General features: G+C 69.8%; 24 protein-coding genes. 12 read left to right on the forward strand and 12 right to left on the reverse strand.

What is annotated here, in order from left to right; translation table 11 throughout:
* Window positions 1-19 precede the first annotated feature (19 nt).
* The 3 genes from mmsA (at window position 20) to QSK32_RS03265 (ending at window position 4,949) form a co-directional block, all read left to right on the forward strand.
* Window positions 20-1,555: a multiple monosaccharide ABC transporter ATP-binding protein gene (mmsA, locus tag QSK32_RS03255; RefSeq protein WP_045746343.1), complete on the forward strand. Its 1,536-nt coding sequence runs from the start codon at window positions 20-22 to the stop codon at window positions 1,553-1,555.
* The gene (gene mmsB, locus QSK32_RS03260; protein WP_045746342.1) at window positions 1,552-2,799 is read left to right on the forward strand and encodes a multiple monosaccharide ABC transporter permease; all 1,248 of its coding nucleotides are present in this window, start codon (window positions 1,552-1,554) and stop codon (window positions 2,797-2,799) included. Before mmsA ends, mmsB begins: the two co-directional genes overlap by 4 nt.
* A gap of 1,727 nt (window positions 2,800-4,526) precedes the next feature.
* Window positions 4,527-4,949 (forward strand): hypothetical protein, encoded by a 423-nt coding sequence (locus tag QSK32_RS03265; protein ID WP_157411457.1) that lies wholly within the window; start codon window positions 4,527-4,529, stop codon window positions 4,947-4,949.
* Window positions 4,950-5,046: 97 nt separating this feature from the next.
* Here the strand turns inward: QSK32_RS03265 and QSK32_RS03270 are convergent, their stop codons facing one another.
* Window positions 5,047-6,210: a DUF1501 domain-containing protein gene (locus QSK32_RS03270; protein WP_045746858.1), complete on the reverse strand. Its 1,164-nt coding sequence runs from the start codon at window positions 6,208-6,210 to the stop codon at window positions 5,047-5,049.
* Between the two features lie 9 nt (window positions 6,211-6,219).
* Window positions 6,220-7,620: a DUF1800 domain-containing protein gene (locus QSK32_RS03275; RefSeq protein WP_285471161.1), complete on the reverse strand. Its 1,401-nt coding sequence runs from the start codon at window positions 7,618-7,620 to the stop codon at window positions 6,220-6,222.
* 73 nt (window positions 7,621-7,693) lie between these two features.
* Here QSK32_RS03275 and QSK32_RS03280 point away from each other — a divergent pair, with 73 nt between their 5' ends.
* Complete coding sequence (locus QSK32_RS03280) at window positions 7,694-8,740, forward strand: ROK family protein (RefSeq protein WP_285471162.1); 1,047 nt, start codon at window positions 7,694-7,696, stop codon at window positions 8,738-8,740.
* Window positions 8,741-8,963: 223 nt separating this feature from the next.
* On the opposite strand, the gene QSK32_RS03285 is transcribed toward QSK32_RS03280, so the two are convergent.
* Complete coding sequence (locus QSK32_RS03285) at window positions 8,964-9,299, reverse strand: STAS domain-containing protein (protein ID WP_045746855.1); 336 nt, start codon at window positions 9,297-9,299, stop codon at window positions 8,964-8,966.
* A gap of 93 nt (window positions 9,300-9,392) precedes the next feature.
* A complete protein-coding gene (gene zwf, locus QSK32_RS03290) occupies window positions 9,393-10,886 on the reverse strand; it encodes a glucose-6-phosphate dehydrogenase (RefSeq protein WP_045746854.1) in 1,494 nt (497 codons plus the stop codon).
* Between the two features lie 155 nt (window positions 10,887-11,041).
* On the opposite strand from zwf, the gene QSK32_RS03295 reads away from it, so the two are divergent.
* Window positions 11,042-11,980 (forward strand): exopolyphosphatase, encoded by a 939-nt coding sequence (locus QSK32_RS03295; RefSeq protein WP_045746853.1) that lies wholly within the window; start codon window positions 11,042-11,044, stop codon window positions 11,978-11,980.
* 182 nt (window positions 11,981-12,162) lie between these two features.
* Here QSK32_RS03295 and QSK32_RS03300 read toward each other — a convergent pair whose 3' ends face one another.
* Window positions 12,163-12,987, reverse strand: a complete 825-nt coding sequence (locus tag QSK32_RS03300; protein WP_285471163.1) for a DUF1775 domain-containing protein — start codon at window positions 12,985-12,987, stop codon at window positions 12,163-12,165.
* Window positions 12,988-13,117: 130 nt separating this feature from the next.
* On the opposite strand from QSK32_RS03300, the gene QSK32_RS03305 reads away from it, so the two are divergent.
* Both QSK32_RS03305 and QSK32_RS03310 read left to right on the forward strand, forming a co-directional pair.
* A complete protein-coding gene (locus tag QSK32_RS03305) occupies window positions 13,118-13,327 on the forward strand; it encodes an RNA-binding S4 domain-containing protein (RefSeq protein WP_045746851.1) in 210 nt (69 codons plus the stop codon).
* A gap of 40 nt (window positions 13,328-13,367) precedes the next feature.
* Window positions 13,368-14,252, forward strand: a complete 885-nt coding sequence (locus tag QSK32_RS03310) for a hypothetical protein (RefSeq protein ID WP_045746850.1) — start codon at window positions 13,368-13,370, stop codon at window positions 14,250-14,252.
* A 159-nt stretch (window positions 14,253-14,411) separates the two neighbouring features.
* On the opposite strand, the gene QSK32_RS03315 is transcribed toward QSK32_RS03310, so the two are convergent.
* The 3 genes from QSK32_RS03315 to QSK32_RS03325 form a co-directional block, all read right to left on the reverse strand.
* On the reverse strand, window positions 14,412-14,951 hold the full coding sequence (locus QSK32_RS03315) for a GNAT family N-acetyltransferase (RefSeq protein ID WP_045746849.1): 540 nt from the start codon (window positions 14,949-14,951) through the stop codon (window positions 14,412-14,414).
* A 40-nt stretch (window positions 14,952-14,991) separates the two neighbouring features.
* Window positions 14,992-15,480: a hypothetical protein gene (locus tag QSK32_RS03320; RefSeq protein ID WP_045746848.1), complete on the reverse strand. Its 489-nt coding sequence runs from the start codon at window positions 15,478-15,480 to the stop codon at window positions 14,992-14,994.
* 120 nt (window positions 15,481-15,600) lie between these two features.
* Window positions 15,601-15,969, reverse strand: coding sequence for an FKBP-type peptidyl-prolyl cis-trans isomerase (locus QSK32_RS03325; protein WP_045746847.1), 369 nt, complete (start codon window positions 15,967-15,969; stop codon window positions 15,601-15,603).
* Window positions 15,970-16,105: 136 nt separating this feature from the next.
* Here QSK32_RS03325 and QSK32_RS03330 point away from each other — a divergent pair, with 136 nt between their 5' ends.
* The 5 genes from QSK32_RS03330 to QSK32_RS03350 all read left to right on the forward strand — a co-directional run bounded on the left by QSK32_RS03330 (window position 16,106) and on the right by QSK32_RS03350 (window position 20,193).
* Window positions 16,106-16,999, forward strand: a complete 894-nt coding sequence (locus tag QSK32_RS03330) for a lytic polysaccharide monooxygenase (protein WP_052721075.1) — start codon at window positions 16,106-16,108, stop codon at window positions 16,997-16,999.
* Between the two features lie 106 nt (window positions 17,000-17,105).
* Complete coding sequence (locus QSK32_RS03335) at window positions 17,106-17,384, forward strand: hypothetical protein (RefSeq protein WP_045746846.1); 279 nt, start codon at window positions 17,106-17,108, stop codon at window positions 17,382-17,384.
* Window positions 17,385-17,406: 22 nt separating this feature from the next.
* The gene (locus QSK32_RS03340) at window positions 17,407-18,807 is read left to right on the forward strand and encodes a DUF4331 domain-containing protein (RefSeq protein WP_045746845.1); all 1,401 of its coding nucleotides are present in this window, start codon (window positions 17,407-17,409) and stop codon (window positions 18,805-18,807) included.
* A complete protein-coding gene (locus QSK32_RS03345) occupies window positions 18,804-19,172 on the forward strand; it encodes a hypothetical protein (protein WP_045746844.1) in 369 nt (122 codons plus the stop codon). The genes QSK32_RS03340 and QSK32_RS03345 overlap by 4 nt, the downstream gene beginning before the upstream one ends.
* Before the next feature lie 10 nt (window positions 19,173-19,182).
* Complete coding sequence (locus QSK32_RS03350; protein WP_045746843.1) at window positions 19,183-20,193, forward strand: AraC family transcriptional regulator; 1,011 nt, start codon at window positions 19,183-19,185, stop codon at window positions 20,191-20,193.
* A gap of 659 nt (window positions 20,194-20,852) precedes the next feature.
* Here QSK32_RS03350 and QSK32_RS03355 read toward each other — a convergent pair.
* The 4 genes from QSK32_RS03355 to glgC are packed head-to-tail and all read right to left on the reverse strand — an operon-like array spanning window position 20,853 to window position 24,356.
* Complete coding sequence (locus QSK32_RS03355; protein ID WP_285471164.1) at window positions 20,853-21,533, reverse strand: SLATT domain-containing protein; 681 nt, start codon at window positions 21,531-21,533, stop codon at window positions 20,853-20,855.
* Window positions 21,530-22,030, reverse strand: a complete 501-nt coding sequence (locus QSK32_RS03360; protein ID WP_169792538.1) for a DUF4231 domain-containing protein — start codon at window positions 22,028-22,030, stop codon at window positions 21,530-21,532. Before QSK32_RS03360 ends, QSK32_RS03355 begins: the two co-directional genes overlap by 4 nt.
* 46 nt (window positions 22,031-22,076) lie before the next feature.
* The gene (locus tag QSK32_RS03365; protein ID WP_169792537.1) at window positions 22,077-23,093 is read right to left on the reverse strand and encodes a TRP family putative cation channel; all 1,017 of its coding nucleotides are present in this window, start codon (window positions 23,091-23,093) and stop codon (window positions 22,077-22,079) included.
* Window positions 23,094-23,123: 30 nt separating this feature from the next.
* Window positions 23,124-24,356, reverse strand: a complete 1,233-nt coding sequence (glgC, locus tag QSK32_RS03370) for a glucose-1-phosphate adenylyltransferase (RefSeq protein ID WP_045746840.1) — start codon at window positions 24,354-24,356, stop codon at window positions 23,124-23,126.
* Window positions 24,357-24,463: the final 107 nt, after the last annotated feature.

A 24,463-nucleotide genomic window follows, 5' to 3' on the forward strand; every position in this document is an offset into this window, starting at 1 on the left:
GGCCCATAGGAGGGTCTGCATGACCGACACGATCCTGCGGATGAGCGGCATCACCAAGACGTTCCCGGGCGTCAAGGCGCTGCAGGATGTCAACCTTGAGGTCCGCAGAGGCGAGATCCACTCCATCTGCGGCGAGAACGGGGCCGGCAAGTCGACCCTGATGAAGGTGCTGTCCGGCGTCTATCCGCACGGCAGTTACGACGGACAGATCGAATTCGACGGCGAGTCGTGCAGCTTCTCGGGCATCCGGGACAGCGAGCACCGCGGCATCGTCATCATCCACCAGGAGCTGGCGCTCGCCTCCAACCTCTCCATCGCGGAGAACATCTTCCTCGGCAACGAGAAGAGCAAGCGCGGCTTCATCAACTGGAACCAGACGAACCACGCGGCGGACGAGCTGCTGCGCCGGGTCGGCCTCGCCGAGAGTGCGGTCACCCCGGTCATCGAGCTCGGCGTGGGCAAGCAGCAGCTGGTCGAGATCGCCAAGGCGCTCTCGAAGGACGTCAAGCTCCTGATCCTCGACGAGCCGACCGCGGCGCTCAACGACCAGGACTCCGAGCACCTGCTCAACCTGCTCCGCGGGCTGCGGGACCAGGGCATCACCTGTGTCATCATCTCGCACAAGCTCAACGAGGTCACGAGTATCTCGGACCGCGTCACCATTCTGCGTGACGGCCGGACGATCTGGACCGACGAGATCGAGAACCTCACCGAGGAGAAGATCATCTCGGGCATGGTCGGCCGCGACCTCGAGCACCGGTACCCGGAGCACGAGTCGAAGGTCGGCACGGAGGTGCTGCGGATCGAGAACTGGACCGTGCACAGCCCCACCCAGCCGGACCGCGCGCTGGTCCGCAAGGCGAACATCACGCTGCGCCGTGGCGAGATCGTCGGCCTGGCCGGGCTGATGGGCGCCGGCCGCACCGAACTGGCGATGAGCGTCTTCGGCCGCTCGTACGGGGTGAACATCTCCGGCCGCCTGATCAAGGACGGCAAGGAGATCCAGGCCCGTAACGTGCGGGAGGCGATCAAGCACGGTCTCGCGTACGCGACCGAGGACCGCAAGCGGTACGGCCTGAACCTGATCGAGGACATTCAGCGCAACGTCTCGGCGGCCGCGCTGAAGAAGCTCGCCAAGGGCGGCTGGGTCGACGGCAACGAGGAGCACCGCGTCGCCGACGAGTTCCGGGCCAGCATGAACATCAAGGCACCCGGCGTGGAGTCGATCACCGGAAAGCTCTCCGGCGGCAACCAGCAGAAGGTCGTGCTCTCGAAGTGGATCTTCACGGATCCGGACGTGCTGATCCTGGACGAGCCCACCCGTGGCATCGACGTCGGCGCGAAGTACGAGATCTACACGATCATCAACCGGCTCGCCGACGAGGGGAAGGCCGTCCTGGTCATCTCCTCCGAGCTGCCGGAACTCCTCGGTATCTGCGACCGCATCTACACCCTCTCCGCGGGCCGGATCACCGGCGAGGTGCCCCGGGCCGAGGCGACGCAAGAGCGCCTGATGACTCTCATGACGAAGGAAGAACAGGAGGTCGCGCCGTGACGGTCGCACCTACCAACGCCGACCTGAGCGTCGGCAAGGGGCCGGCCGCTTCCACCGGCAAGGCCCCGTACAAGATCAACTTTGATCTGAAGCAGAGCGGCATCTACATCGCCTTTGCTCTGATCATCGTGCTGTTCGCGGTGCTGACCGGCGGCGACCTGCTCTCCCCGCAGAACATCAGCAACATCATCGTCCAGTACTCGTACATCCTCGTACTGGCCATCGGCATGGTGATGGTCATCGTCGCCGGGCACATCGACCTGTCGGTCGGCTCGGTCGTGGCGGCCACCGGCGCCCTCGCCGGCGTCATGATGGTCAACTGGGATGTCGCCTGGCCGATCGCGGTCATCGCGACGCTGGCCTTCGGCGCCCTCATCGGCGCGTGGCAGGGCTTCTGGGTGGCCTACTTCGGCATCCCGGCATTCATCGTCACGCTCGCCGGCATGCTGCTGTTCCGTGCGGTCACCATGACCATCCTGGGCAGCAAGGGCATCGGCCCGTTCCCGGACGAGATCCGGACACTGGCCAACGGCTTCACCCCCGGCACCCTGAACAACATCGCCCTCGGCCCGCTCGGCGGCGCCGACCTGCTGAGCGTCATCATCGGCCTGATCGCCGTGGTCGCCATGGCGTTCGTACAGGTCCGGGCCCGCGCGGCCCGCGTCAAGTACCAGCAGGCCGTCGACCCGGGCTGGCTGTTCGGCCTCAAGGTCGCCGTCCCGGCGATCCTGGTCATGTTCGTGGTCATCCAGCTCGCCCGCTTCCGCAACCTGCCCTGGGTGCTGATCATGCTGGCGCTGCTGGTGGTCGGCTACACCGTAGTCACCAGCCGCTCCGTCTTCGGACGCCAGATCTACGCGGTCGGCGGCAACCTGCAGGCCGCGACGCTCTCCGGCGTCAAGGTCAAGTCGGTCGTCTTCTGGCTGTTCGTCAACATGGGCGTCCTCTCCGCCCTGGCGGGCCTGATCTTCGCCGGCCGCCTGAACCTGGCCGGCCCCACCGCCGGCAATAGCTTCGAACTCGACGCCATCGCGGCGGCCTTCATCGGCGGCGCGGCGGTCCAGGGCGGCGTCGGCAAGGTGGTCGGCGCCATCACCGGCGGCCTGATCATGGGCGTCATCAACAACGGCATGGGCCTGCTCGGCGCCGAGCCCCAGGACACCATGCTGGTCAAGGGCGCCGTCCTGCTGGCAGCCGTGGCCTTCGACGTCTGGTCGAAGCGCCGCACGGCCGGCGGTCGCTGACCCCCAACCACCCGAAGCAACGGCCCGGCCCCATCAGGGGTCCGGGCCGTTGTGCTCTTCCGCTTTCTTTCTTGTACGTTGCAAAGCACGCCCGTTCCCGCCCGCCTCGCATCGCCCGTTTCAGGCGGCCCGGCTAGCCGCTCCGACCCGTCTTCGCGCCGCCCGTCCGCGCTCGTGGACCTGTCCACTCCGGTCCGCCTTCGTGCCCGCTCGCCTGGTGCCGCTTGTGGGTGGTGAGCGCCCCCGCACCCGTCCTCGCCCTTGCCCCCGCCCCCGCACCCGTCCTCGCCCTTGCCCCCGCCCCCGCACCCGTCCTCGCCCTTGCCCCCGCCCCCGCACCCGTCCTCGCCCTTGCCCCCGCCCCCGCACCCGTCCTCGCCCTCGTCCCGCCCCGAATCCGCTTCAGGTGGCTGGTGGGGGCACCCGATCTGAGGGGCGGCTGGTGGGAGCACCCGATCTGAGGGGCGGCTGGTGGGAGCACCCGATCCGAGGGGCGGCTGGTGGTGGCCGCCCCCGGTCCGGGTCTCGGGTGCGCTGACCATCCGCGTGGGGACGATGTCCGCCCCCGGTCCGGGTTTCGGGTGCGTTCGCCCTCCGGGTGGGGTGATGTCCGCACCCGGTCTTGGGTTCGGGTGCGTTCGCCCTCCGCGTTAGGGCGATGTCCGCACCCGGTACTGGTTTCGGGTGCGCTCACCGCCGAGACCTCCCGGAGCCGTCAACCGACAGGCGAATCGTTGACGATCGCGGCGAACTGTCGAGGCCGACTCGTCGCGTGCCGATGCTGCTTGTGGGTAGTGAGCGCCCCCGCCTCGCCCCCGCCCTGCCTCGCCCCCGCCCTGCCTCGCCCCCGCCCTGCCTCGCCCCGCGCCCGAACCCGCCCCGCACCCGAACCCGCCCCGCACCCGAACCCGCCCCGCGCCCGCATCTGAATCTGAATCCGCTTCAGCGAGTCGGTGGGGGTACCCGATCGGAGAGGTGGCTGGTGGTGGGCGTCCCCGATCAGGTATCCGGTGCGTTGGCCCTCCGCGTGGGGGTGACGTCTGCACCCGGTCCTGGTTTTGGGTGCGTGGACCATCCGCGTGGGGTGACGTCTGCACCCGGTCCTGGTTTTGGGTGCGTTGGCCCTCCGCGTGGGGGTGACGTCTGCACCCGGTCCCGGTTTTGGGTGCGTTGGCCCTCCGCGTGTGGGTGATGTCTGCACCCGGTCCCGGTTTTGGGTGCGTTCGCCCTCCGTGTGGGTGATGTCTGCACCCGGTCCTGGGTTCGGGTGCGTGGACCTCCGCGCGGGGTGATGTCTGCACCCGGGTCTGGGTTTGGGTGCGTTCGCCGTTGGGGTCCGTCCGGGTGGTTGATCAGTAGGCGATCCGTCCGTGACGGTGGCGGCGCAGACGGCGGCTTGCCGAACGCCGATGCCGTCGAACGGGTGGTCAATGCCGTTCGGTGGGCTGCTGTGGGTGACTGTGGGGTAGCGGAAATGCGCGGGCGGAAAGCGGCCGCGAAAGGGTGGACCGCGTATGCCGGATTTTTGGCGTCCCGGTGGAGAATAGTGGCCAGACGTCGATATCGGAGCGCGTTCGGGCAGTTCAGCGCCGCACAGGGTCACCGGATAATTGCTCTGGGGATTCTATTGTGGAGAGCATTGAGAATGGTTCCGGGATATTGACGGGGTGATCAGTGGTGACTTATGTTGGCCGCCAGTTGATCTACTGGAACGGGGAAAATTCTTCATGTCTGTGTCATCGCGGGCTGTCCGGGCTACCGCTGCGGGTGCCGCCACCGTCTTCGCCGCCTCGCTCGGGCTTGTCCTGGCGAACCCGGGGCCTGCCTCGGCTGTCGCCCGCTGTACCAGTGACGGGAAGCCGAAGGCCACGTCCGGCAAGTTCACCAACAAGACCAGCCAGACGATCATGGTCAAGGGTGACGCGCTGGTGAACGGCAAGTTCAAGACGGTGGAGCGGCCCATCCTCAAGGAGGGCGGCACCGCCGCGGCCGCGGGCATCTGCGACGCCGACTTCATCAAGGTCTACCGGGACTTCATCGCTCTGAACGTCGGCTACGACGGTGACGTCTACAAGAAGATCCAGGGCAACTGGAGCTGCTGGAACATCCGTGCGGTGGCCTCCTCGCCCTACAAGGTCGAGTGCGGCTGAAGGCTTTAAGGGCGAAAAAAGCCGATAAAGCCGAAGAAGGCTGCAAAAGCTGAAGAGGGCTTAGCGAAGACGAAAACGGACGAAGTTTCAAGATCGGTCAACGACTGACGGCCAACCCGAACGTCGACGGCCGCACGCCTGGGAACACCTTGTCGAGTGTTCCCAGGCGGCACCGTTTCTGCAGAACCTCGCCGATCACCGCACGATAGTCGACGGTCGCCTTCAGGTCGCCCGCCATCAGGGCCGCAGGTGCGAGACCCGGCCACGTCCCGTACACCCGCCCGCCGCGCACCCCACCGCCCAGCAGAAGCATCGCGTTGCCGTGCCCGTGATCGGTGCCGTGCGAGCCGTTCTCCCGGACCCGCCTGCCGAATTCGCTGATCGTCAGGATCGTGGTGCGGGCCAGCCCTTCGGCGCCCAGGTCGGTGGTGAACGCGGCCAGCGCCCCGGCCAGGTCGGTGAGGGCCGCCGGCATCCGTTCGTTCTGTCCTTGGTGCATGTCCCAGCCGCCGCTGTCCACCGCGGCCGTGACCAGACCGGTTCGCGCTTTGATCAGCCGGGCCACGTCGCGCAGCGCCGCCCCGAGGTCGGTGGCCGGATATCGGGCGCCCGCCGACCGGAAGGTCCGCAGCGAGTGCAGGGCCCGGTCGGCGGTCATCGCCGGTGCCGACAGTCCGCCGGGTGCCCCGGAGTACATCGCCCGCAGGGCCGCCGCGATGGGCCGCTTGCCGTCGCCGGCCAGTGCGAACTCGTCGATCGACGCCATCGACACGTCGGTGGACGGTCCACCGAGGATGCGGGCCGGCATCGCATTGCCCACCGAGACGCCGGCGAGGGGGCCGGCCGCCCCGGTCACACCGAGCATCCGGTCCAGCCAGCCGCTGCGCAGGGACGTGCCGGGGGCGGCGTTCTCCATCGCCTCCATCGCGGCGAAGTGGGAACGGGTCGGGTTGGACTGGCCGACGGCGTGCACCGCGGCGAGCTTTCCGGCCTTCCAGAGCGGGAGCAGCGGGGCCAGGCCGGGGTGCAGCCCGAACCGGCCGTCCGCGGCGATCACCCGGCTGCGGGGTACGGCGATCGTCGGCCGGGCCCTGTAGTAGTCGGGGTCGCCGATCGGGGCGACGGCGCTGAGCCCGTCGAAGCCGCCGCGCAGGGAGATCACGACGAGGGTGTCCCCCTGGTAGGACGGTGCCGCGAAGGCCACCCGGGGTGCCGCGGCGCAGGCCAGCAACGGGAGCAGCGCCCGGCGACGAATACCCACGAAAGCACCCTAACGAAGCTGGAAGGCCGGCGCGTCGAGAACCAGGGCGATCAGGTACGGCGCATCCGCCCCCACCGCCCCGCCGACCGGACTGGACACTCTGCGGCCCGCCACACTGAGTACCGCCGTCGTGTGCGCGGCCGGCAGCCGTGTCCCGATCAGACGCAGGGCCAGCGCGTCCACCAGCGCCCCGTGGGTGCGGGGCATCGCCGGTACCAGGGAGCGCAGCAGGTCGGCGGGCCGGGTGAGCTGGTTCGGGTACCACCCGGTGGCCAGGTTCAGGTGCAGGTTGCAGCGCAGCAGGAACGCCGCCGGTGAGGCCCAGAGCGAGGCGGTGTCCGGGAATCCGTTCGGTGCGTTCCAGCGGAACGGCGCGTTCCCGGCGGACACCAGTGCGTTGTAGAGGGCGTCGAGGGCGCGTACCCCGCTGCGTTCCGGTCCCAGGCCGAGGGCGCGGACGGCGGCGGTCAGGTCCTCGAAGGGGGTGCGGAGTTTCCGGCCGGTGGACGCGGCGAACTCGGCGGAGGTGAACAGGGCCCGCAGCACGGGGGCGATCGCGGTGTCGTGGTCGCGGTACACCTTGGCCAGCCGGGCGACGAGCGCCGCGGGCGGGTCGTCGGCGACGTACCGGACGCACAGTTTCCGGGCGAGACGGTCGGCGGTGGCCGGGTGCCGGGCCAGGTGGTCGAGAAAGGCCAGGGCTGCGGACTCGCCGTTCGCCGAGCCGTTGGGGTGCCGGAACCCGAGGATCTGCACCGGTCCGGTCGCATGCTGACTCGAGAGATACGCATAGGTTCCCCGGGAGGACACCGACAGGCCGGTCAGCAACCGGGCGGCCGCGACCACGTCACTCTCCTTGTAGGTCAACCCGACCGTGTGCAGTTCGAGGAGTTCCCGGGCGTAGTTCTCGTTCGGGCTGGACCGGACCGAGTCCCGCTGGTCCAGGTAGGTCAGCATCGCCGGGTGCCGGGCCGACGCCTTGAGCATGTCGGCGAACCGGCCCAGCGCGTGCCGCCGGACGACCTGCGCGTCGTAGTCGCACCGGGTGTCCCAGACCCCGCTGGACGGCGCCGTCACGTGCAGATGGTTGGACCAGAAGGCGACCGCGGACTCGTACAGCTGGCGGGTGCTCCATATGGCACGGGCGACGGCGGCCCGGCCGAGCTGACCGAACGCCTCATAGGAATGCCGGGGTAGCCGGGAACGGACGGTGCCGGGGGTGGCCCCGGCGAGGGGAAGGCGGGCGAGCACCTGGTCGCATCGTCCGTCGGGGATCCGGGACGGCTGCAGCTGCCGGTCGATCCAGCCGGTCGTGCCGAGACGGCGGACCTCGGCCAGCGACTCCGGGGTGGGGCCGAAGGCGGCCCGGCGCAACAGGTGCGCCGCCTGTTCATCAAGGAGAGACGTCACACCTGTTGTTTCGGCCGGTTCGCGCGGATCGTTCGCCTGTTGCAGGCGGTTCCGCGGACGTAGGCTCATGGCCGTGGATCAGGCTGAAACGGTACGCACTCCGTCCTCCTGGGTCGTCGTCGGACTCGACAACGGCGGCACCTGCAACAACGCCACCGTGCTCGACGCCACCGGCCAGTTCCTGGTCGACCATCTGGTGGAGAACCCGAGCCGGGTGCAGGACGGCCCGGAGTCCGCGGTCGACTCCCTCGCCGACGCGTTCGCCGGCATCCTCGAGCTGACCAGCACGCCACTGTCCCTGGTCCGCGCGGTCGGCCTGGACACGCCCGGCCCGGCCAGTGCGAACGGCGTGATCTCGTCGAAGGGCGCGACCAACTTCAACCAGGTGTCCTGGCACGGGTTCGACATCCGGGGCGCGCTGGAGGCCCGGCTGGGTCTGCCGGTGGTCTACAACAACGATGCCAATGCGGCCGCTGTCTACGCGCACTACCGGCACTTCGGCGCGGAGGCGTCGGAGAATTCGTCGGTCGCCGCGATCGTCGGCACCGGCCTGGGCGGTGGTGTGGTGGAGGCCGGCAAGGTGATCCGGGGTGTCGCGGGGATGGCCGGCGAGCTCGGTCACGTGCAGATCCCGTTGCACGGCGTCCTCGAGGACGGCCAGCCGGTCCCGCTCTGCAACTGCGGGTTCTCCGGTGACGTCGAGGCGATCGCCTCCCTCACCGGCATCCGCAACAATCTGCTGCCGTACTGGCTGTCCCGGTTCCCGGACCACCCGCTGGCGAGCGAGCCGGTGGCCAAGGCGGCGAAGATGCTCCGTGGTTACGGCGAGAAGGAGGACTCCCTGGCCTTGGCCGTGTTCGGCCAGCAGGCGAAGGCGATCGGCAAGCTGTTCACCATCGCGGCGAACTTCACCGACCCGGCCGCCTACTTCCTGGGCGGCGGCGTGGTCGAGGCGGCGCCGCACTTCCGGCAGTGGTTCCTCAACCTGGTCAGGGAACACACCCAGCTGCGCGACGAGCAGAAGGAGGCGGCCACGTTCGCCCTGGTGCCGGACCTGGACATGGCCGGGGCCAGGGGTGCCGCGGTCGCCGCTCTGGACACCGTGGCCGCCGCCGGCTGACCGCCGGGTCACCCTTCTCCGGGGGTACGCGTCACAGCAGGCGAGCGGGTGACGCGTCGACGCGGGCGAGCGGGTACGCGTCACTGCGGCGAGCGGGTGACGCGTCGATGCGGGCGAGCGGGTACGTGTCACTGCGGCGAGCGGGTACGCGTCACCGCAGCCGAGCGGGGTACGCGTCACCGCAGGCGAACAACGGGCGTGCTCCGACGCGTACCCCGAAAGGTCATTCGTCTTTCAGCGCCGTGGCGACGTCGGGGAACATCGGCAGATAATCGCTGAGTCCCAGGGTGTCGAAGAGGCGGCGCAGGAATCCGGACGGCGCCGCCAGACGCACCCAGCCGTCCCGTTCGGTGGCCCGGCCGTGTGCCGTGACCAGCACGCCGACGCCCATCGAGTCGCAGAAGTCGAGACCGGAGACGTCCACGATCACGCGCGGCGCGGGACGGTCGACGAGGCGGCCGAGGTTGGCCTTGAGCGCGGGCGCGGTGTCGATGTCGAGGGATCCGCGCAGGACGAGCACGGCCGTGTTGGGTGGATGATGCGCGACCGAGACCTGCATGTTGCCACGTTCTTTCGCTTGGGGGGCGGGCTCGCGGGGAATCGAGGTTGATGACAACCCTATGCGAGCCCGCCCGCACACGCAGGCGACGCGCTACACCTCGTTACGCCACTTGCGGCCGTTGCGGCCGATCAGCCGGTCGGCGTCGGTCGGGCCCCAGGACGCGGCCTCGTAGGTCGGGATCGGCGAGTGGTCCCGTGCCCAGTTCTCGATGATCGGGTCGACGATCCGCCAGCACTGCTGCACCTCGTCGCTGCGGATGAACAGCGACGCGTCGCCGATCAGTGCGTCCAGCAGCAGACGTTCGTACGCCTCCGGGGACTCCTCGACGAACGTCTGGTCGTACGAGAACTCCATGCTCGCGGTCCGCACCCGGAACGAGTGACCCGGGACCTTCGCACCGAAGCGCAGCGAGATGCCCTCGTTGGGCTGGATGCGCAGGATCAGCGCGTCCGCGTCCAGGCCGGTCATCTGGTCGGTCGGGATCGGCAGGTGCGGCGGGCGCTGGAACTGCAGGGCCACCTCGGTGAGGCGGGCCGGCAGGCGCTTGCCGGTGCGCACGTAGAACGGCACACCCGCCCAGCGCCAGTTGTCCACGTTGAGGCGCATCGCCGCGTACGTCTCGGTGCGCGACAGCGGGTCGACACCGACCTCCTCGCGGTAGCCGGCCATCAGCTCCTGGCGGGTGCCGCCGCGGGTGTACTGGCCGCGGACCGCGGCGTCGGCGATGTCGCGGTCGGTGGGGAGCCGGATCGCCTGGAGCAGTTTCACCTTCTCGCTGCGCAGGCCTTCGCCGCCGAACGATGCCGGCGGCTCCATCAGGGCCAGCGCCAGGACCTGGAGCACGTGGTTCTGCACGATGTCACGCATCGCGCCGGCGTGCTCGTAGAACCCACCGCGGGTGCCGACGCCGAGCGTCTCGGCGACGGTGATCTGCACGTGGTCGACCCACGAGCGGTCCCAGATGGGCTGGAAGATCGAGTTGGCGAAGCGCAGCGCCAGCACGTTCTGGACGGTGTCCTTGCCCAGGTAGTGGTCGATGCGGAAGACCTGGTTCTCGTCGAACGCGCTGTGCACGACGCCGTCGAGTTCCCGGGCGGTATGCAGGTCCCGGCCGTACGGCTTCTCGATCACCAGGCGGGAGAACGAGCCCTCGTGTGCCTGGTTGAGGCCCGCTCCGGCCAGCCCGTTGATCACCGGCTCGAACGCGCCGGCCGGGGTGGACAGGTAGAACAGGCGGTTGCCGGAGGTGCCGCGCTGCGCGTCCAGCTCGTCCAGCGTCTCGGCGAGGCGCTTGTAGGTCTCGGGGTCGTCGTAGCTGCCGGAGACGTAGCGGACGCCGCCCTGCAGCTGCCGCTTGTTCGCCAGGTTCTTGCCGCCGAGGGCGCTCTCGGCGAACTGCTCGTCGCTCATCGGCGTCCGGGCGACACCGACCAGCGCGAACTGGTCGGGGAGCCGGTTGTGCCGGGCCAGGCTCTCGACGGCCGGGAGAAGCTTGCGGCGGGTCAGGTCACCAGAGGCGCCGAAGATAACCAACGTGGCTGGTGGGGCGCTGCGCTCCTGGATGAGCTGAGGTGCGTGGTCCATCTTCTGGGTGTCCTCCGACGCGGGTTGTTACCGTCGTCTGAACCTTACGCAGCGCAGGGGCCGAGCGGTTCACATCCATCCACCGATGCGACCAGGGCCATAACGAAAAAAGTGGCAAAATGGTCTCAAAGGTCTGGCGATCGTAGGGGGACGTCGTGAAGTACCGGCTCGTGACCCGCAGCGACTTCGACGGTCTGGTCTGCGCCGTTCTGCTGCGTCACCTGGACATGATCGACGACATCATGTTCGTCCACCCGAAGGATGTGCAGGACGGCGTCGTGGACATCACTGATCGTGACGTCTTGACGAACCTGCCGTTCGACGCCCGTGCTCACATCGTTTTCGACCATCATCATTCGGAGACGCTGCGTAACAAGGACAACGTCGGCAACCACATCATCGACGCCGACGCGCCGTCCGCCGCCCGGGTCATCTACGACCACTTCGGCGGCCGGGAACGGTTCCCGAAAGTGTCCGACGACCTGATGCGGGCCGTCGACCAGGCGGACTCGGCCGACTACACGCTGACCGACATCCTCAGTCCCAACGGTTGGACACTGCTCAACTTCCTGATGGACAGCCGCACCGGGCTGGGCCGGTTCCGCAACTTCCGGATCTCCAACTACCAGCTGATGATGCAGCTGATCGACGCCTGCATCGAACACCAGAACGTCTCGGACATCCTGTCGCTGCCGGACGTGGCCGAACGCGCCGAACTGTTCCACGAGTGCTCGGCCCGCTTCGTCGAGCAGCTGCACCGGATCAGCCACATGGACGGCGACGTCGTCGTGGTGGACCTGCGCGAGGAGGAGACCATCGAGGCCGGCAACCGCTTCATGGTGTACGCGCTCTTCCCCGAGTCCCGGGTCTCGGTACACATCATCTGGGGCCGGCAGAAACTCAACACCGTCTTCGCGTGCGGCAAGTCGATCCTGGACCGCACCTCACCGGTGGACATCGGTGAGGTGATGCTGCGCTACGACGGGGGCGGGCACATCGCGGCCGGCACCTGCCAGGTCCCGCACGCCGACTCGGAACGGGTGGAACGCGAGATCATCGACGCGCTGCGCACCGAACGGGTCGTCCCGGTCTGACGACAGTGTGTAGGGGTGGGGAGCCGACGGCTCCCCACCCCTACGACGCGCGGATCACGGGCCTTGCCCGGGGCCCCACCCGCCGGTCGTGGTGCCGCGCCCCACGCGCTTGCCACGACGTTCCCTCACGCCCACCCGCGTGAGGTTTCCCGCTGCAGGCCCGGCCTGCGGGGGAGTCTCACTCAGCCCTTCAGGCTCCATTTGCCGGCGGCCACCGGCTCCTTGCCACCGTCCTTGGCCGTGTCGTCCTTGGCCGTGTCGTCCTCACCGGCCGGCTCGTCGGAGCTCTCCGGCTCCTCCTCGGCCCGGTGCCGGTTGCGCCACACCGTCCAGCCGGCGCCGAGCAGCGCCAGCGCCGCCACACCCCAGCCGGACAGGGCGAGCACCGACGGGCCGTCGTCCTCGCCGTTCACCACACTGTCGAAATACTGGTTCTCCGCCTCCGAGAACGCCGTGTCGGTGGTCGTGGCCACCCCGCCGGCGTGCTGGTGGGCCGACGTGGTGACACCGTCCCACGGGGTCAGCGTCAGGGTGGCCTTCTCGCCGGTGCCCTTGCTGCCGTCGGTGTAGGTCACCTCGAGGGTGAAGTCCACCGAGCTCAGCGTCGGCAGCGGGCCGGCGGCGACCGGCAGGTCCGCGACGGCGCCCGGGGCGAGCGCGCCACCGGTGCCGACCGCCAGCCACGTGATCGCGCTCGGCACCTGGGTCAGCGGCGTCGAGTTGTGGATCGCGGTCAGCGGCGTGCTCAGCTGTTGCCATTCGATGTTGGGCGCCCACTCGTTCACCGACAGCGGGTACACCTCGGCGATCGGCGAATCCGTCGGGATCACCAGGCGTACCTGCTTCACCGGCTTGGCGCCGGTGTTCTTGTACTGGAACGTGATGTTCGCCCCGGTCGTCTGCTGCGCGCTCGCCGGGCTCACTGTCACGTCCGCTGCGGCCGGACCCGCGGCGAAAAGCACACAGGCAGCGGAAACAATGGTCAGCGTGCCCGCGCGGCGGGCCATCCTCAGATGCCTCACGACATGTAGTTCGGATCGCCGGTCCCGATGGTTCAACCGGAGCGGAGAAGTTTTCCGAAAGGTTTCCGGTGATCCCGCTGCCGGTCGCCGTACGGCGGTGGCCGATGATGGGCGGATGCGAGACGTTTCCATCGACGGCGACATGATCCGGCTGGGCCAGTTCCTCAAACTGGCGGACCTCATCGAGACCGGTGGTGAGGGCAAGGTCCTGATCGCCTCCGGAGACGTGACGGTCAACGGCGAGGTCGACGAGCGCCGCGGCCGCCAGCTGCACCCGGGTGACGTCGTCGAGGTACTCGGGCGCCGGGCGAGAGTCGTCGCATAGAGGGCGGAACCGGGACGGCGATTCGATCGTCGTACCGGGTATGACCAGAAATCGTGGCGCCGTCCTCGCGGCCCTGCCCCTTCTCCTGCTCCTGAGCGCCTGCGCCCGGTCCGGTGCGGCCGGCACCTCGGCCGGCACCTCGGCCGGGCCCGTCCTGGAACGCGGCTCCGCCACGCCGTACCCGTCGTCCGACGTGGTCGTCCTCCGCGTGGAGTCCCGCGGCGGCTTCGTCCCGCCGCACTTCCTGGTCGGCCGGCTGCCGCAGATCAGCGTCTACGCCGACGGCCGCCTGATCACCGAGGGCCCGGTCGCCCTGTCGTATCCCGGTCCGGCCCTGCCCAACCTGCAGGTCCAGCAGCTCACCCCGGAGCAGGTGCAGCAGCTGACCGCGGACGCGGTGAAGGCGGGCGTGACCGACGGCGCCGACTTCGGCACCCCGAACGTCGCCGACATCCCCAGCACCAAGGTGACCGTGCGGACCGCCTCCGGCGACGAGAGCGTGGAGGTGGTGGCGCTGCGCGAGGCGCGCCCGGACGACACGTCGCTGACCGCCGCGCAGCACGCCGCCCGCAAGAAGCTGACCGACTTCCTGGACACCGTCGACGGCCTCGCCACGGCGAGCCAGGAGCGGTATCTGCCGACCGGACTGGTCGCCATCGCCCAGCCGTGGGTGGACCCGGGCGACGGTCTCGGCGGCGAGCCGGTCCAGTGGCCCGGCCCGGACCTGCCCGGCGAGGCGCTGAACGAGACGGTCGGCACCCACTGCGTCGCGATGACCGGCGAGCAGAAGGACACGGTGTGGGCGGCCGCCGACAAGGCCAGCCAGCGGACCTCGTGGATGTCGGCCGGCAAGCAGTGGTCGGTCGTCTTCCGGCCGCTGCTGCCCGGCGAGTCCGGCTGCGCGTCGCTGCGGAACGCCGAGTGATCCCGATCGAGGAGCCGTTCGACCCCGGCGCACACGACGCCGGGGCCACGGAGAACGCAGCGGCACCGCCGCAGCCGCCGACGGTTCGGCCGGTGTGCCGGGCGCCGGTGGCGCCGCGGGCCCGGTCACGCCGCCGCGGGGGCGACGCGAACAGGTGAGTCACCAGACGTCGCCCTCGCGCCAGTCGCAGGTCAGCGGGGCGGTGACACGCAGCGCCGCCCCGCCGGTGACCGGGCGGACCAGGGTGCTGTCGTCGTCGTCCGGGGTGGGGACCAGGCCCTGCGGGGCGAGCACGGCCGTCGGTCCCCGCCACGGCACCCAGCCGCGGGCCAGGTAGAGGCCGCGGCCCTCGGGGGAGGCGGCGAGGGCGCCCAGGTCGTACGCGGCATCGATGATCTTCTCGGCGGAGTCCATCACCGCGGCGGCCAGGCCCCGCCCGCGATGCTCCGGATGCACGGCGACACCCTCGACGTAGCCGCAGCGCCAGGACCGCCCGTCGTGCAGGAGGCGGCGCTGGACGACCGCGCCGTGCGCCACCGGTTCACCCCCGTGGGTGACCAGCAGGTGCAGGCCGCCGAGGCTGTGATCCCAGTCGTGGTCGTCGAAGCCGCCGTCGAACGCGAGGTCGAGCATGGCGCGGATGCTCGACCTTCCGGCGGCCGTGAGGTCTGCGGTGGGAACGATCCGGACCGTGGTCATCCACGGATGGTAGGCGCATCACGCCTACCATCCGGGTCCGTCAGTTGACGCCCTTGCCACCCTTGTTGGCGGCGTCCGTCGCGGCGCCCACTCCGGTGCCGGCGCTCTCGCCCTGCATGCTGGCGAGCAGCGCGTCGGTGTCGTCGCAGACGGTGTTGAACTTGAGGATCGCGGCGCTGACCTCCGCTTCCAGCGCCGGGCCCTCCGGGTCGTCCGCGGCGGCCTTGGCCTTGCGGGCAGCCGCGTCCAGGACGTTCGCCGAGCTCGTGATCAGGGTGCTCTCGGACGCCTTGGCGGCCGCCACGATCGCCTCGGCCGACGTCACGTCGAGATCGTGCCCACCCTTACCGAGCGTGGCGTTCGACGCCAGGGCGCACGCGGTGTTGGTGCCCGCGTCCAGTCCGGCCACCGCGGTGGTGGCGGTGTCAGCGGCTTCGATGGAACCGGCGTCGTTGCTGTTGGCGGCGCAGCCGGTCAGGGCCAGAAGAGCGCAGGCCGTGGTGACGGCCGTGCTGATGGGTCCTCGCATGGGCGCCGACGTTACCTGCACGAAATGGTTCAGCGCCCACCCGGGCTCACCCTGTGTGACGTATGTCTTGTTGCAGAGGGTGCTCCGGCACCCGTGTGAGGGCGCCGGAGCGGCCCGCTGTCAGTGCACCTGGAGCAGGTCCACCACGAAGATCAGGGTCTCGTTGGGCTTGATCGCGCCCGGGGCACCACGGCTGCCGTAGCCCAGGTGCGACGGGATCACCAGACGGCGACGGCCGCCCACCTTCATGCCGGCCACGCCCTGGTCCCAGCCGGCGATGACCTGCTGGCCACCGACCCGGAAACCGAACGGCTCGCCCCGGTTCCAGGAAGCGTCGAACTCCTTGCCGTCGGACTGCGCCACACCGACGTAGTGGACGCTGACGAACGACCCGGGGGCCGCCTCGGTGCCGTTGCCCTCGACCAGGTCCTCGATGACCAGATCGGCGGGCGCCTGTGCCGGAATGGGGCCGACGTCGGGCTTGCTCATAGATCCTCCAGGGTTTTCTCACCGGACCCGGCCATGCAATCACAGCGCCGGGACCGGTGAACGAGCGGTGCCGCAACTCCGTACCCCCTGGTGGCCGGGAATCACCCGGCCCGCCGCCGCCTCGCCGGGAGTCCCCGTGTACCTCCTCCGCCGACTCGCCGCCGCCGGTCTCCTGGCCGCCGTCGCCGTGCCCGCCCTGCCCTCACCCGCCCTCGCCCACGGGGCGCCGACCACCCCGATCAGCCGGTCCGCCGCGTGCGCCGGCAACGGCACCGACACCGGAGCCGCCGCGTGCAAGGCGGCGAAGAAGGCCACCGGCGGGTTCATCGGGGCGTACGACAACCTGCGGCTCGCGAACGTGACGGACGACCGGGACCGGGTGCCCGACGGGAAGCTGTGCAGCGGCGGGCTGGACCTGTACCGCGGGCTGGACCTGGCCCGCGACGACTTCCCGTCGACGAAGGTGAAGTCCGGGCAGAGACTGTCGGTCTCCTACCGGGGGACCATCCCGCACCAGGGCGAGTTCCGTCTCTACCTGACCAAGGCCGGGTACGACCCGGCGAAGAAGCTGACCTGGGACGACCTGGGGTCGAAGCCGCTCGCCGCGATCACCGACCCGCCGCTGACCGGCGGGGCGTACCGGATGAAGGTGACCCTGCCGCAGCGGACCGGGCACCACCTGCTCTACGTGGTGTGGGAGACGTCCAGTACGCCGGACACCTACTACTCCTGTTCGGACCTGATCTTCCCCGCGGCGGCGGTGGCATCCCCGTCACCCTCGGAGAAGCCGTCGCCCACACCCTCGGAGAAGCCGTCGGCCACCGCCACGCCGGTGAAGACCCGAGCCGCGGTGACGCCGTCGTCCCCCTCGGCCTCCGCCGTGGTGCAGGACCCGGTCCTCGCCTCCGGGCAGAGCGAGACCGGACTGGTCAAATTCGGACACTGGCTCATCGTGGGAGCGTTTGCAGTATCTGCCCTGGCAGTGGCCGGTGCGGGCGTCGCGCGGCTGCGCCGCCGCCGAAATCATTGAGGTATCTCGAGAAAACTGTTGAACCGCTGAGAACCGGATCTCGTACTGATCGGCGTCGACAACACAACGCCTGGCAGGTCCCCCCACCCGACGAAAGGCCCACGTAATGAGCCGTGTTCGCTACCGCGCCCCGGGCAGCTCCAACTGGTTGTCGCGCCGCAAGGTTCTGGCCCTTGCCGCGACCGGCGTAGGAGTCTCCGCCGTCTCGGTCGCCGGCCTGAGCCTCGCCGGTGAGTCGGGTGGCGACTCGAAGGACAGTGGCCCCCTGGTCATCTCCCTCAAGGACGCGGCCAAGGGCCAGATCGAGATCTTCTCCGGTGAGAAGAGCAAGGTCGTCACCGACAAGGATCTCGTCAAGCAGCTTCTCAAGGCCGCAGGCCGCTGACTCTCGGAGGAATAAGCCCCCCATGTCTTCTCACCGCGAAGCGCCGGAGATCAGCAAAGACCCGGTCGCCGACAGCTCCGACCTGTACGCGTTCGTCAGCCCTGACGACAAGGACACGGTCACGATCATCGCGAACTACGTGCCGCTGCAGATCCCGGCCAGCGGCCCGAACTTCTTCGAATTCGGCGACGACGTTCTCTACGAGATCCACATCGACGCGAACGGCGACGCCCGCCCGGACATCACGTACCAGTTCCGGTTCGTGACCGAGCTGCGCAACGACAAGACGTTCCTGTACAACACCGGCCAGATCGAATCGCTGGACAGTGAGAACTGGAACCGTCGCCAGTTCTACTCGGTCACCAAGGTCGACAAGTCCGGCAAGAGCACGGTGCTGGCCAAGAAGCTGCCCTGCCCGCCGTGCAACGTCGGCAAGATCTCGATCCCGGACTACGAGAAGCTCGCCGAGGACGCCGTCTACAAGCTGGACAGCGGCGAGAAGGTCTTCGCCGGCCAGCGCGCCGACGCCTTCTTCGTCGACCTCGGCTCGATCTTCGACCTCGGCACGCTGCGCCCGTTCCAGGACAAGCACCTGGTCGGCCAGGGCCTGTTCAACTACGCCGGCAAGGCGGTCAACGCCACCGACCAGACGAACGTGCACAGCATCGCCATCCAGATCCCCCTGGACAAGGTACGCCGCGACGGCAAGAAGCGGGTCCGCGCCAAGGACGCCGGCGCCGTCATCGGTGTCTGGACGTCGGCGAGCCGCCGCCAGGTCGAGGTGCGCAACGGCGACAAGAAGGGCGCCGAGGCCGACGTGTACGTCGGACCGCAGGTCCAGGTCTCGCGCCTCGGCAACCCGCTGTTCAACGAGGTCATCGTGCCGATGGCCGAGAAGGACAAGTGGAACGCGTCGTCGCCGGCCGAGGACAAGAACTTCGCCGAGTTCGTCGCCACCCCCGAACTGGGCGGTCTGCTGCCGGTGCTGTACCCCGGCCTGTTCGACAAGCTCGAAGCGCAGAACAAGAAGAAGGAGGCGCGGGCCGACCTGCTCGCCATCCTGCTCACCGGCATCCCGGACGGCCTGATCGACGGCTTCCAGAACCTGACCGGTGAGACCCAGGCCGACATGCTGCGCCTGAACACCGCGATCGAGCCGGTCGCCAAGGAGAACAAGTTCGGACTCCTCGGCGGCGACCTGGCCGGTTTCCCCAACGGCCGGCGCATCGCCGACGATGTGGTGTCCATCTCGATCCGGGCCATCGCCGGCGTCACCCTGCCGCTGGTCGACAAGGAATTCGAGCCCGACGCGGCGGCCGCCCTGGTCGAACAGGGACTGAGCATCAAGGACTCCAGCGCCAAGCTCCTGAAGAAGTTCCCCTTCCTCGGTACCCCGTTCGACGGATTCGGAAACCCGAAATGAGCCACGAACACCACCACCATCACCACACGTACGCCCCGTCCGGCCAGGGCACCGTGATGCTGAACATCGGCGGCGCCATCGGCGCGCTGATCATCAACACCCCGGCCCGCCTGCAGGGCCACGAGATCGAGGTCAGCCCGGTCGACGACCCGGCACACCGCACGCACGCGGCGGTCCGCGCGCGCTACGTGCGCACCGGCGTGACCTACTGCCTGGTGATCGACTCGCTGCCCGAAGGCCGCTACGTGATCTGGCGTGACCCGGTCACCCCGCTCGCCGAGGTGGACGTGCACGGCGGCGCGGTGGCCGAGTTCGACTGGCCGTCCGTCTCCGCGGTCCCCGAGCGGGAGCTGGTGGCGGTCTAGGCTGGACGCCATGGCAGGCGGCCAACTCCGTGCCCCGGCGGCGGGCGCGGACATCCCGCAGCACGTCGCGTTACGCACCACCGACGTGGACGAGGCTCGGGCGTTCTGCCGGCGGCTCTACTACGGACCACTCCAAATGGAACCGGTCGGGGATCCCGGCCGGTTCCATTTCGCCGCCGACGTCGTCCGGCTCGGCGCCATCACGGTCGGCGAGGTGGGCTACGGCACCGACATCCACCTGTCGATCGCGGCGCTCGAGACGTCGTACCACGTCCTGGTGCCCCTCAGCGGCATGCTGCGCTCCTGGCACCGCGGCGCCCTGGTGATCGCCGACCCGACCCGTGCGGTCGTCTACCGGCCGGCCGGCGACATCGAACTCGAATGGCCCGGCGACTGCCGCCTCCTCAGCGTCAAAGTGGAACGCGCCGCCCTCGAACGCGAACTCGACGCCGCCCTCGACCAGCAGGTGGTCTCCCCGCTGCCGGTCGGCGCCAGCTTCGACCTGGTCGACGGTCCCGGCCGCACCTGGGCCGCCCTGGTCCGCCTGCTGCTCACCGAACTGCGCGGCCCCGACGGCCTGGCCCGCCAGCCCCGGATGGCCGCCCGATGGCGCGACATGGTCGTCAGCGGCCTCGCCCTCACCGTCGAACACCCCTACGGCGAGGAACCGGCCGGACTACAGGGCCCCATGCGCCCCCGCACGGTCAAACGCGCCCTCGACGTGATGCACGCCGAGCCGTGGCGCCCCTACACGGTCAGCGAACTGGCGACGGTGGCGGGCGTCGGCGTCCGCGTCCTGCAGGAATCCTTCCGCCAGCACGTGGGCATCCCACCCCTGACCTACCTGCGCCGCCTGCGCCTCGACGGGGTGCACGCCGAACTGTCCCGCTCGGATCCGGGGCAGGCGAGTGTGAGCGAGGTGGCGTACCGCTGGGGCTTCACCCACCTGGGCCGGTTCGCGGGCGCCTATCGTGAGCGGTTCGGATCCTCCCCGTCTCAGACCCTGCGGGGGCGTTCTTAGCGGTCCGCTTCCGTCTTTTCTGTGGTACGCCCAAAGCCCCGTTCCGTGGTGTCTCCGTGCCCTGTTCCGTGGTGTCTCCGTGCCCCGTCTCGTGGTGACTTCGTCTTCCGTCTCGTGGTGACTTCGTGCCCTGTTCCGTGGCGACCCCGTGTCCCGTGGCCCTGCCAGTCTGCGTGCGCGCGATCCACCCCGGCCGTCGTGCACGGTCCTCCCGCAACGTCGACAAACCGCCGACGACGGCTCGGGGTGGTTCGGCCGTCGTCGGTGGTTGTTTTCTGTTCGTTGGTGGGCCGTGGGTGACGGCTCGGGGTGGCCCGGCCGTCGTTGGTGGTTGTTTTCTGTTCGTGGGTGGGCCGCCGACGACGGCTCGGGGTGGTCCGGCCGTCGTTGGTGGTTGTTTTCTGCTCGTGGATGGGCCGTGGGTGACGGCCGGGGTGGTCGAGCCGTCCATGGTGGCTGTTCGGGGGGCGTGATGCAGCCGTCGGTGACGGCTGGGGTGGCTCGGCCGTCGTCTGCGGCTGATTCGTGTTCTGCCGGTGGCCGAACGGCGGGCCGGGAGCGTTGGGTGGCGAGTCCGAGAGTGGATGGTGGCGGGTCAAGGAGTGGATGGTGGCGGGTCATGAGTGGGAGGTGGTGGGTCACGGAGTGGCGGCGGTGGGTCAAGGAGCCGGCGGTGGTGGGGCTCCGGGAACCGGGGTGGTGGGTGGCGTGGTCTGGATGGTGAGCTGGCCCCAGCGGCCGGCCTCGGTGTGGAACACGGTCTCGATCCGGTCCACCTCGGCGGCCATGTCGTCGCCGGTGTCCCAGTGCAGGTCGGCCTCCTCCAGGCTGTCTGCCGCGTCCTCGTAGAGCTTGGCGATCGGGGTGAAGCCGATCAGCGTCTCGTAGGCGGTGATCGCCGCGGCCATCGCGGCGAGTACGGCGGCGGCCACCCCCGTGGCGACCCGGCCGGTGCCCTCGATGAACTGGCCCGCAGCCCCGACGGTGGCGGCCAGTCCGAGCAGCGTGTTCCGGACGGCGATGGCCTGCCGTGCCGCCCGGGTGTACTCCGTGGCCCGCTGCCGGTAGAACTCGAGCTGGTCGGTGACCCGCAACTCGTGGTAGAGGACCCGGACCGCCGCCGTCCACTCGTTGCCCACGGCATCCCCGTCCGGCTCGGTGACAACGTCCGGCTCGGTGACGCCGTCTGGTTCGGCGACAACGTCCGGCTCGGCGACACCGTCTGGATCGGTGACAACGCCCGCGCCGTCGGCCTTCCCGGCGCCCGTCCGGCCCGCGGATGCTCGGCCGGGGCCGTCGGGGCCGTCGGGGCCGGGCTCTCGGGGGCCGGGGCGGGTCACTCGGGTTCCTTTCCGGTTCGGACGGCGAGCACCGCGCGGCGCAGGGCCCGTCGGCGGTCCGGACCGGAGTAGGGGCCCACCCGCGTCAGGTAGCGGAAGTACAGGGCGCGGAGGCGTTCGGCGCGTACCCGGAAGTCCAGGTAGTCCTGGAGCGAGGCGCGTTCCCGGGCCCACTGGCTGCTGGTGGCCAGCAGGACCCCGGCGACGGTCAGCAGCAGGCCCGGCCAGCGCTGGCCGGGGAAGAGGGCCTGGACACCGCCGAGCACGGTGATCGCCGCCGCGCCGCAGAGGATCAGCAGCTGCTGGCGGCGGTAGGTGTTCTGTTCGTGCTGGGCGCGCTGGTCGTAGTCGGTGAAGACCGGCGTGACCAGCGACTCCAGGTCGGCCAGGTCACCGGCCAGGACGGGGTGACGTTCGGCGGTGCCGGGCGGGATGACCGGGCGGTGTTGCGGGCGGTGGAACAACCGGGGGAAGCGGGCGAACAACGCGACGGGCATCGACCCTCCGGAGATCGGCGTCGGACGCTCCATTGTCGCCGGTCGGTCAATCCGCGGAGATCATGCTCCGGGACGCGCCGCGGAGCAGGGCGGTCAGCCCTCGGCGTACGGTGTCCGGGTCGTCGCTGGTGAGCTGGACCCGGGGATCGGCGGCCACCGCGTCGACCCGGGCGTCGGTCCGGTCGCGACGGCGGGGTGCGGGAATCCGTGGCACTGCGAGGATCGGTGGCACCGCGGGGATCGGCGGCACCGTGGAGTTCCGTGGCACCGTGGAGTTCCGTGGCACCGTGGAGATCCGTGGCACCGTGGAAATCCGTGGGACTGTGGGGTCTCCCGCCACCTGGCGGGCGTCGGCGATCCGGTCGGCGGTGCGGCCGGAGCCGCGCAGGACCAGGAGTGGCCGGTCCGCCCGCAGGCTGAGTTCGGCGTCCGTGAGGGCTATCGCGCCGCCGTTGATCAGCAGGGTGGCCGAGGCGGCGGTGCCTCCGGTCAGGGCGCCGGCGGTCCGGGACAGCCAGGCCGCCTCGTCGCCCCAGCGGTCGCCGGGGACCATCAGGAAGTGCGAGTGGTGCGGTTCCAGGTCGGCCGCGTCGGCGGAGGGTGGCGCGCCGCCCGGAAGACGGACGGTTCCCCGCGCGGCGACCCCGACCAGGGGCAGATCCGGGGCGGTCCCGGCCACCGAACCGGCCATCGAACCGGCCATCGAGCCGACCATCGAACCGGCCGTCGAACCGGCTGCGACGTCACGGGAACCGGCCGGGAGGACGTGTGCAGCGGAGGCGGCGGCGCGGGCGCGGCCGATCAGCCGCATCACACCGGCGTCGGTGCCGCCGTCGACCACCGTGGCACCCGTGGCAGCGACGGCGGGCAGCACCGCGCGGTCGATCACCGCGCGGACCCGTTGCAGATCAGTTTCGGTCATGCCGCCGGCGCCGCCGACGAGCACCAGGACCGGGCGGGGCCCGGTCAGGCCGAGGGACGCCAGCGCCGCGGGCAGTGCACCGGTGTCGTCGGCCCGGGCGAGCCGGGCCCGTCGGCCGGCGCCGAAGTCCAGCGGCAGCACGCCGGCACCCGGGTTCCGCGGCGGCACGGGTCAGAGCTCGATGCGCTGGCCCTTGCCGACCACGACCACGCCGTTGTCGCTGACCGTGTAGAGCTTGCGGTCCCGGTCCAGGTCGACGCCGATCTGCGCGTCCTCCGGGATGATCACGTTCTTGTCGATGATGGCGTTGCGGATGACCGCCCGGCGCCCCACCGACACACCCTCCATGAGGACCGCCCCGTCGACGTGGGCCCACGAGTTGACCCGGACGTTGGGGGAGATCACCGAGCGTTCGACGAGGGAACCGGAGACGACCACGCCGGGCGAGATCATCGAGTCGATGGCGCGACCCTGACGGTCGTCGTACCCGTGCACGAACTTCGCCGGCGGCCACGAGCCGTAGTCGGTGAAGATCGGCCAGTCGTGGTTGTAGAGGTTGAAGATCGGCAGGGTGGCGATCAGGTCCATGTGGGCCTCGTAGAACGAGTCGAGCGTGCCCACGTCGCGCCAGTAGCCGCGGTCGCGGTCGGTGCTGCCGGGCACCTCGTTGTCGCGGAAGTCGTAGACGTTGGCCTCGCCGCGTTCGACGAGCATGGGGATGATGTTGCCGCCCATGTCGTGCTTGCTGTCCGGGTCCTGGGCGTCGGCGGTGACCGCCTCGCAGAGGGCGCGGGTGGTGAAGACGTAGTTGCCCATCGACGCGTAGACCTCGCCGGGCGAGTCTGCCAGGCCGACGGCGTCGCGGGGCTTCTCGCGGAAGGCCTTGATCTTCTTGCCGTCCGGGCCGACGTCGATCACACCGAACTGGTCGGCCAGTGCCAGGGGCTGGCGGATGCCGGCGACGGTGACCGCGGCGCCCGAGGCGATGTGGTCGTTGACCATCTGCTTCGGGTCCATGCGGTAGATGTGGTCGGCGCCGAAGACGATCACGTAATCGGGCGACTCGTCGTTGATCAGGTTGAGGCTCTGGTAGATCGCGTCGGCGGAGCCGGCGAACCAGCGCGGGCCGAGGCGCTGCTGGGCCGGGACCGGCGTGACGTAGTTGCCGAGCAGCGTCGACATCCGCCAGGTCTTGGAGATGTGCCGGTCCAGGGAGTGCGACTTGTACTGGGTCAGCACGACGATCTTCAGGTACCCCGCGTTGGCGAGGTTCGAGAGCACGAAGTCGATCATCCGGTAGATGCCGCCGAACGGGACGCCGGGCTTGGCCCGGTCCGCGGTCAAGGGCATCAGGCGCTTGCCTTCGCCACCAGCCAGAACAATTGCAAGCACCTTGACAGCCATGGGGAGGACGCTAATGTTCCGATCGGCTGTGCGCCACCCGAAAGGGCTGTTCGAAATATCTTGCTCGCGCTGCTGGACACTTGCCCGCGCGCCACACAGACTACCCG

The sequence above is a fragment of the Actinoplanes sp. NBRC 101535 genome (assembly GCF_030269225.1).
GTDB lineage: Bacteria > Actinomycetota > Actinomycetes > Mycobacteriales > Micromonosporaceae > Actinoplanes > Actinoplanes rectilineatus.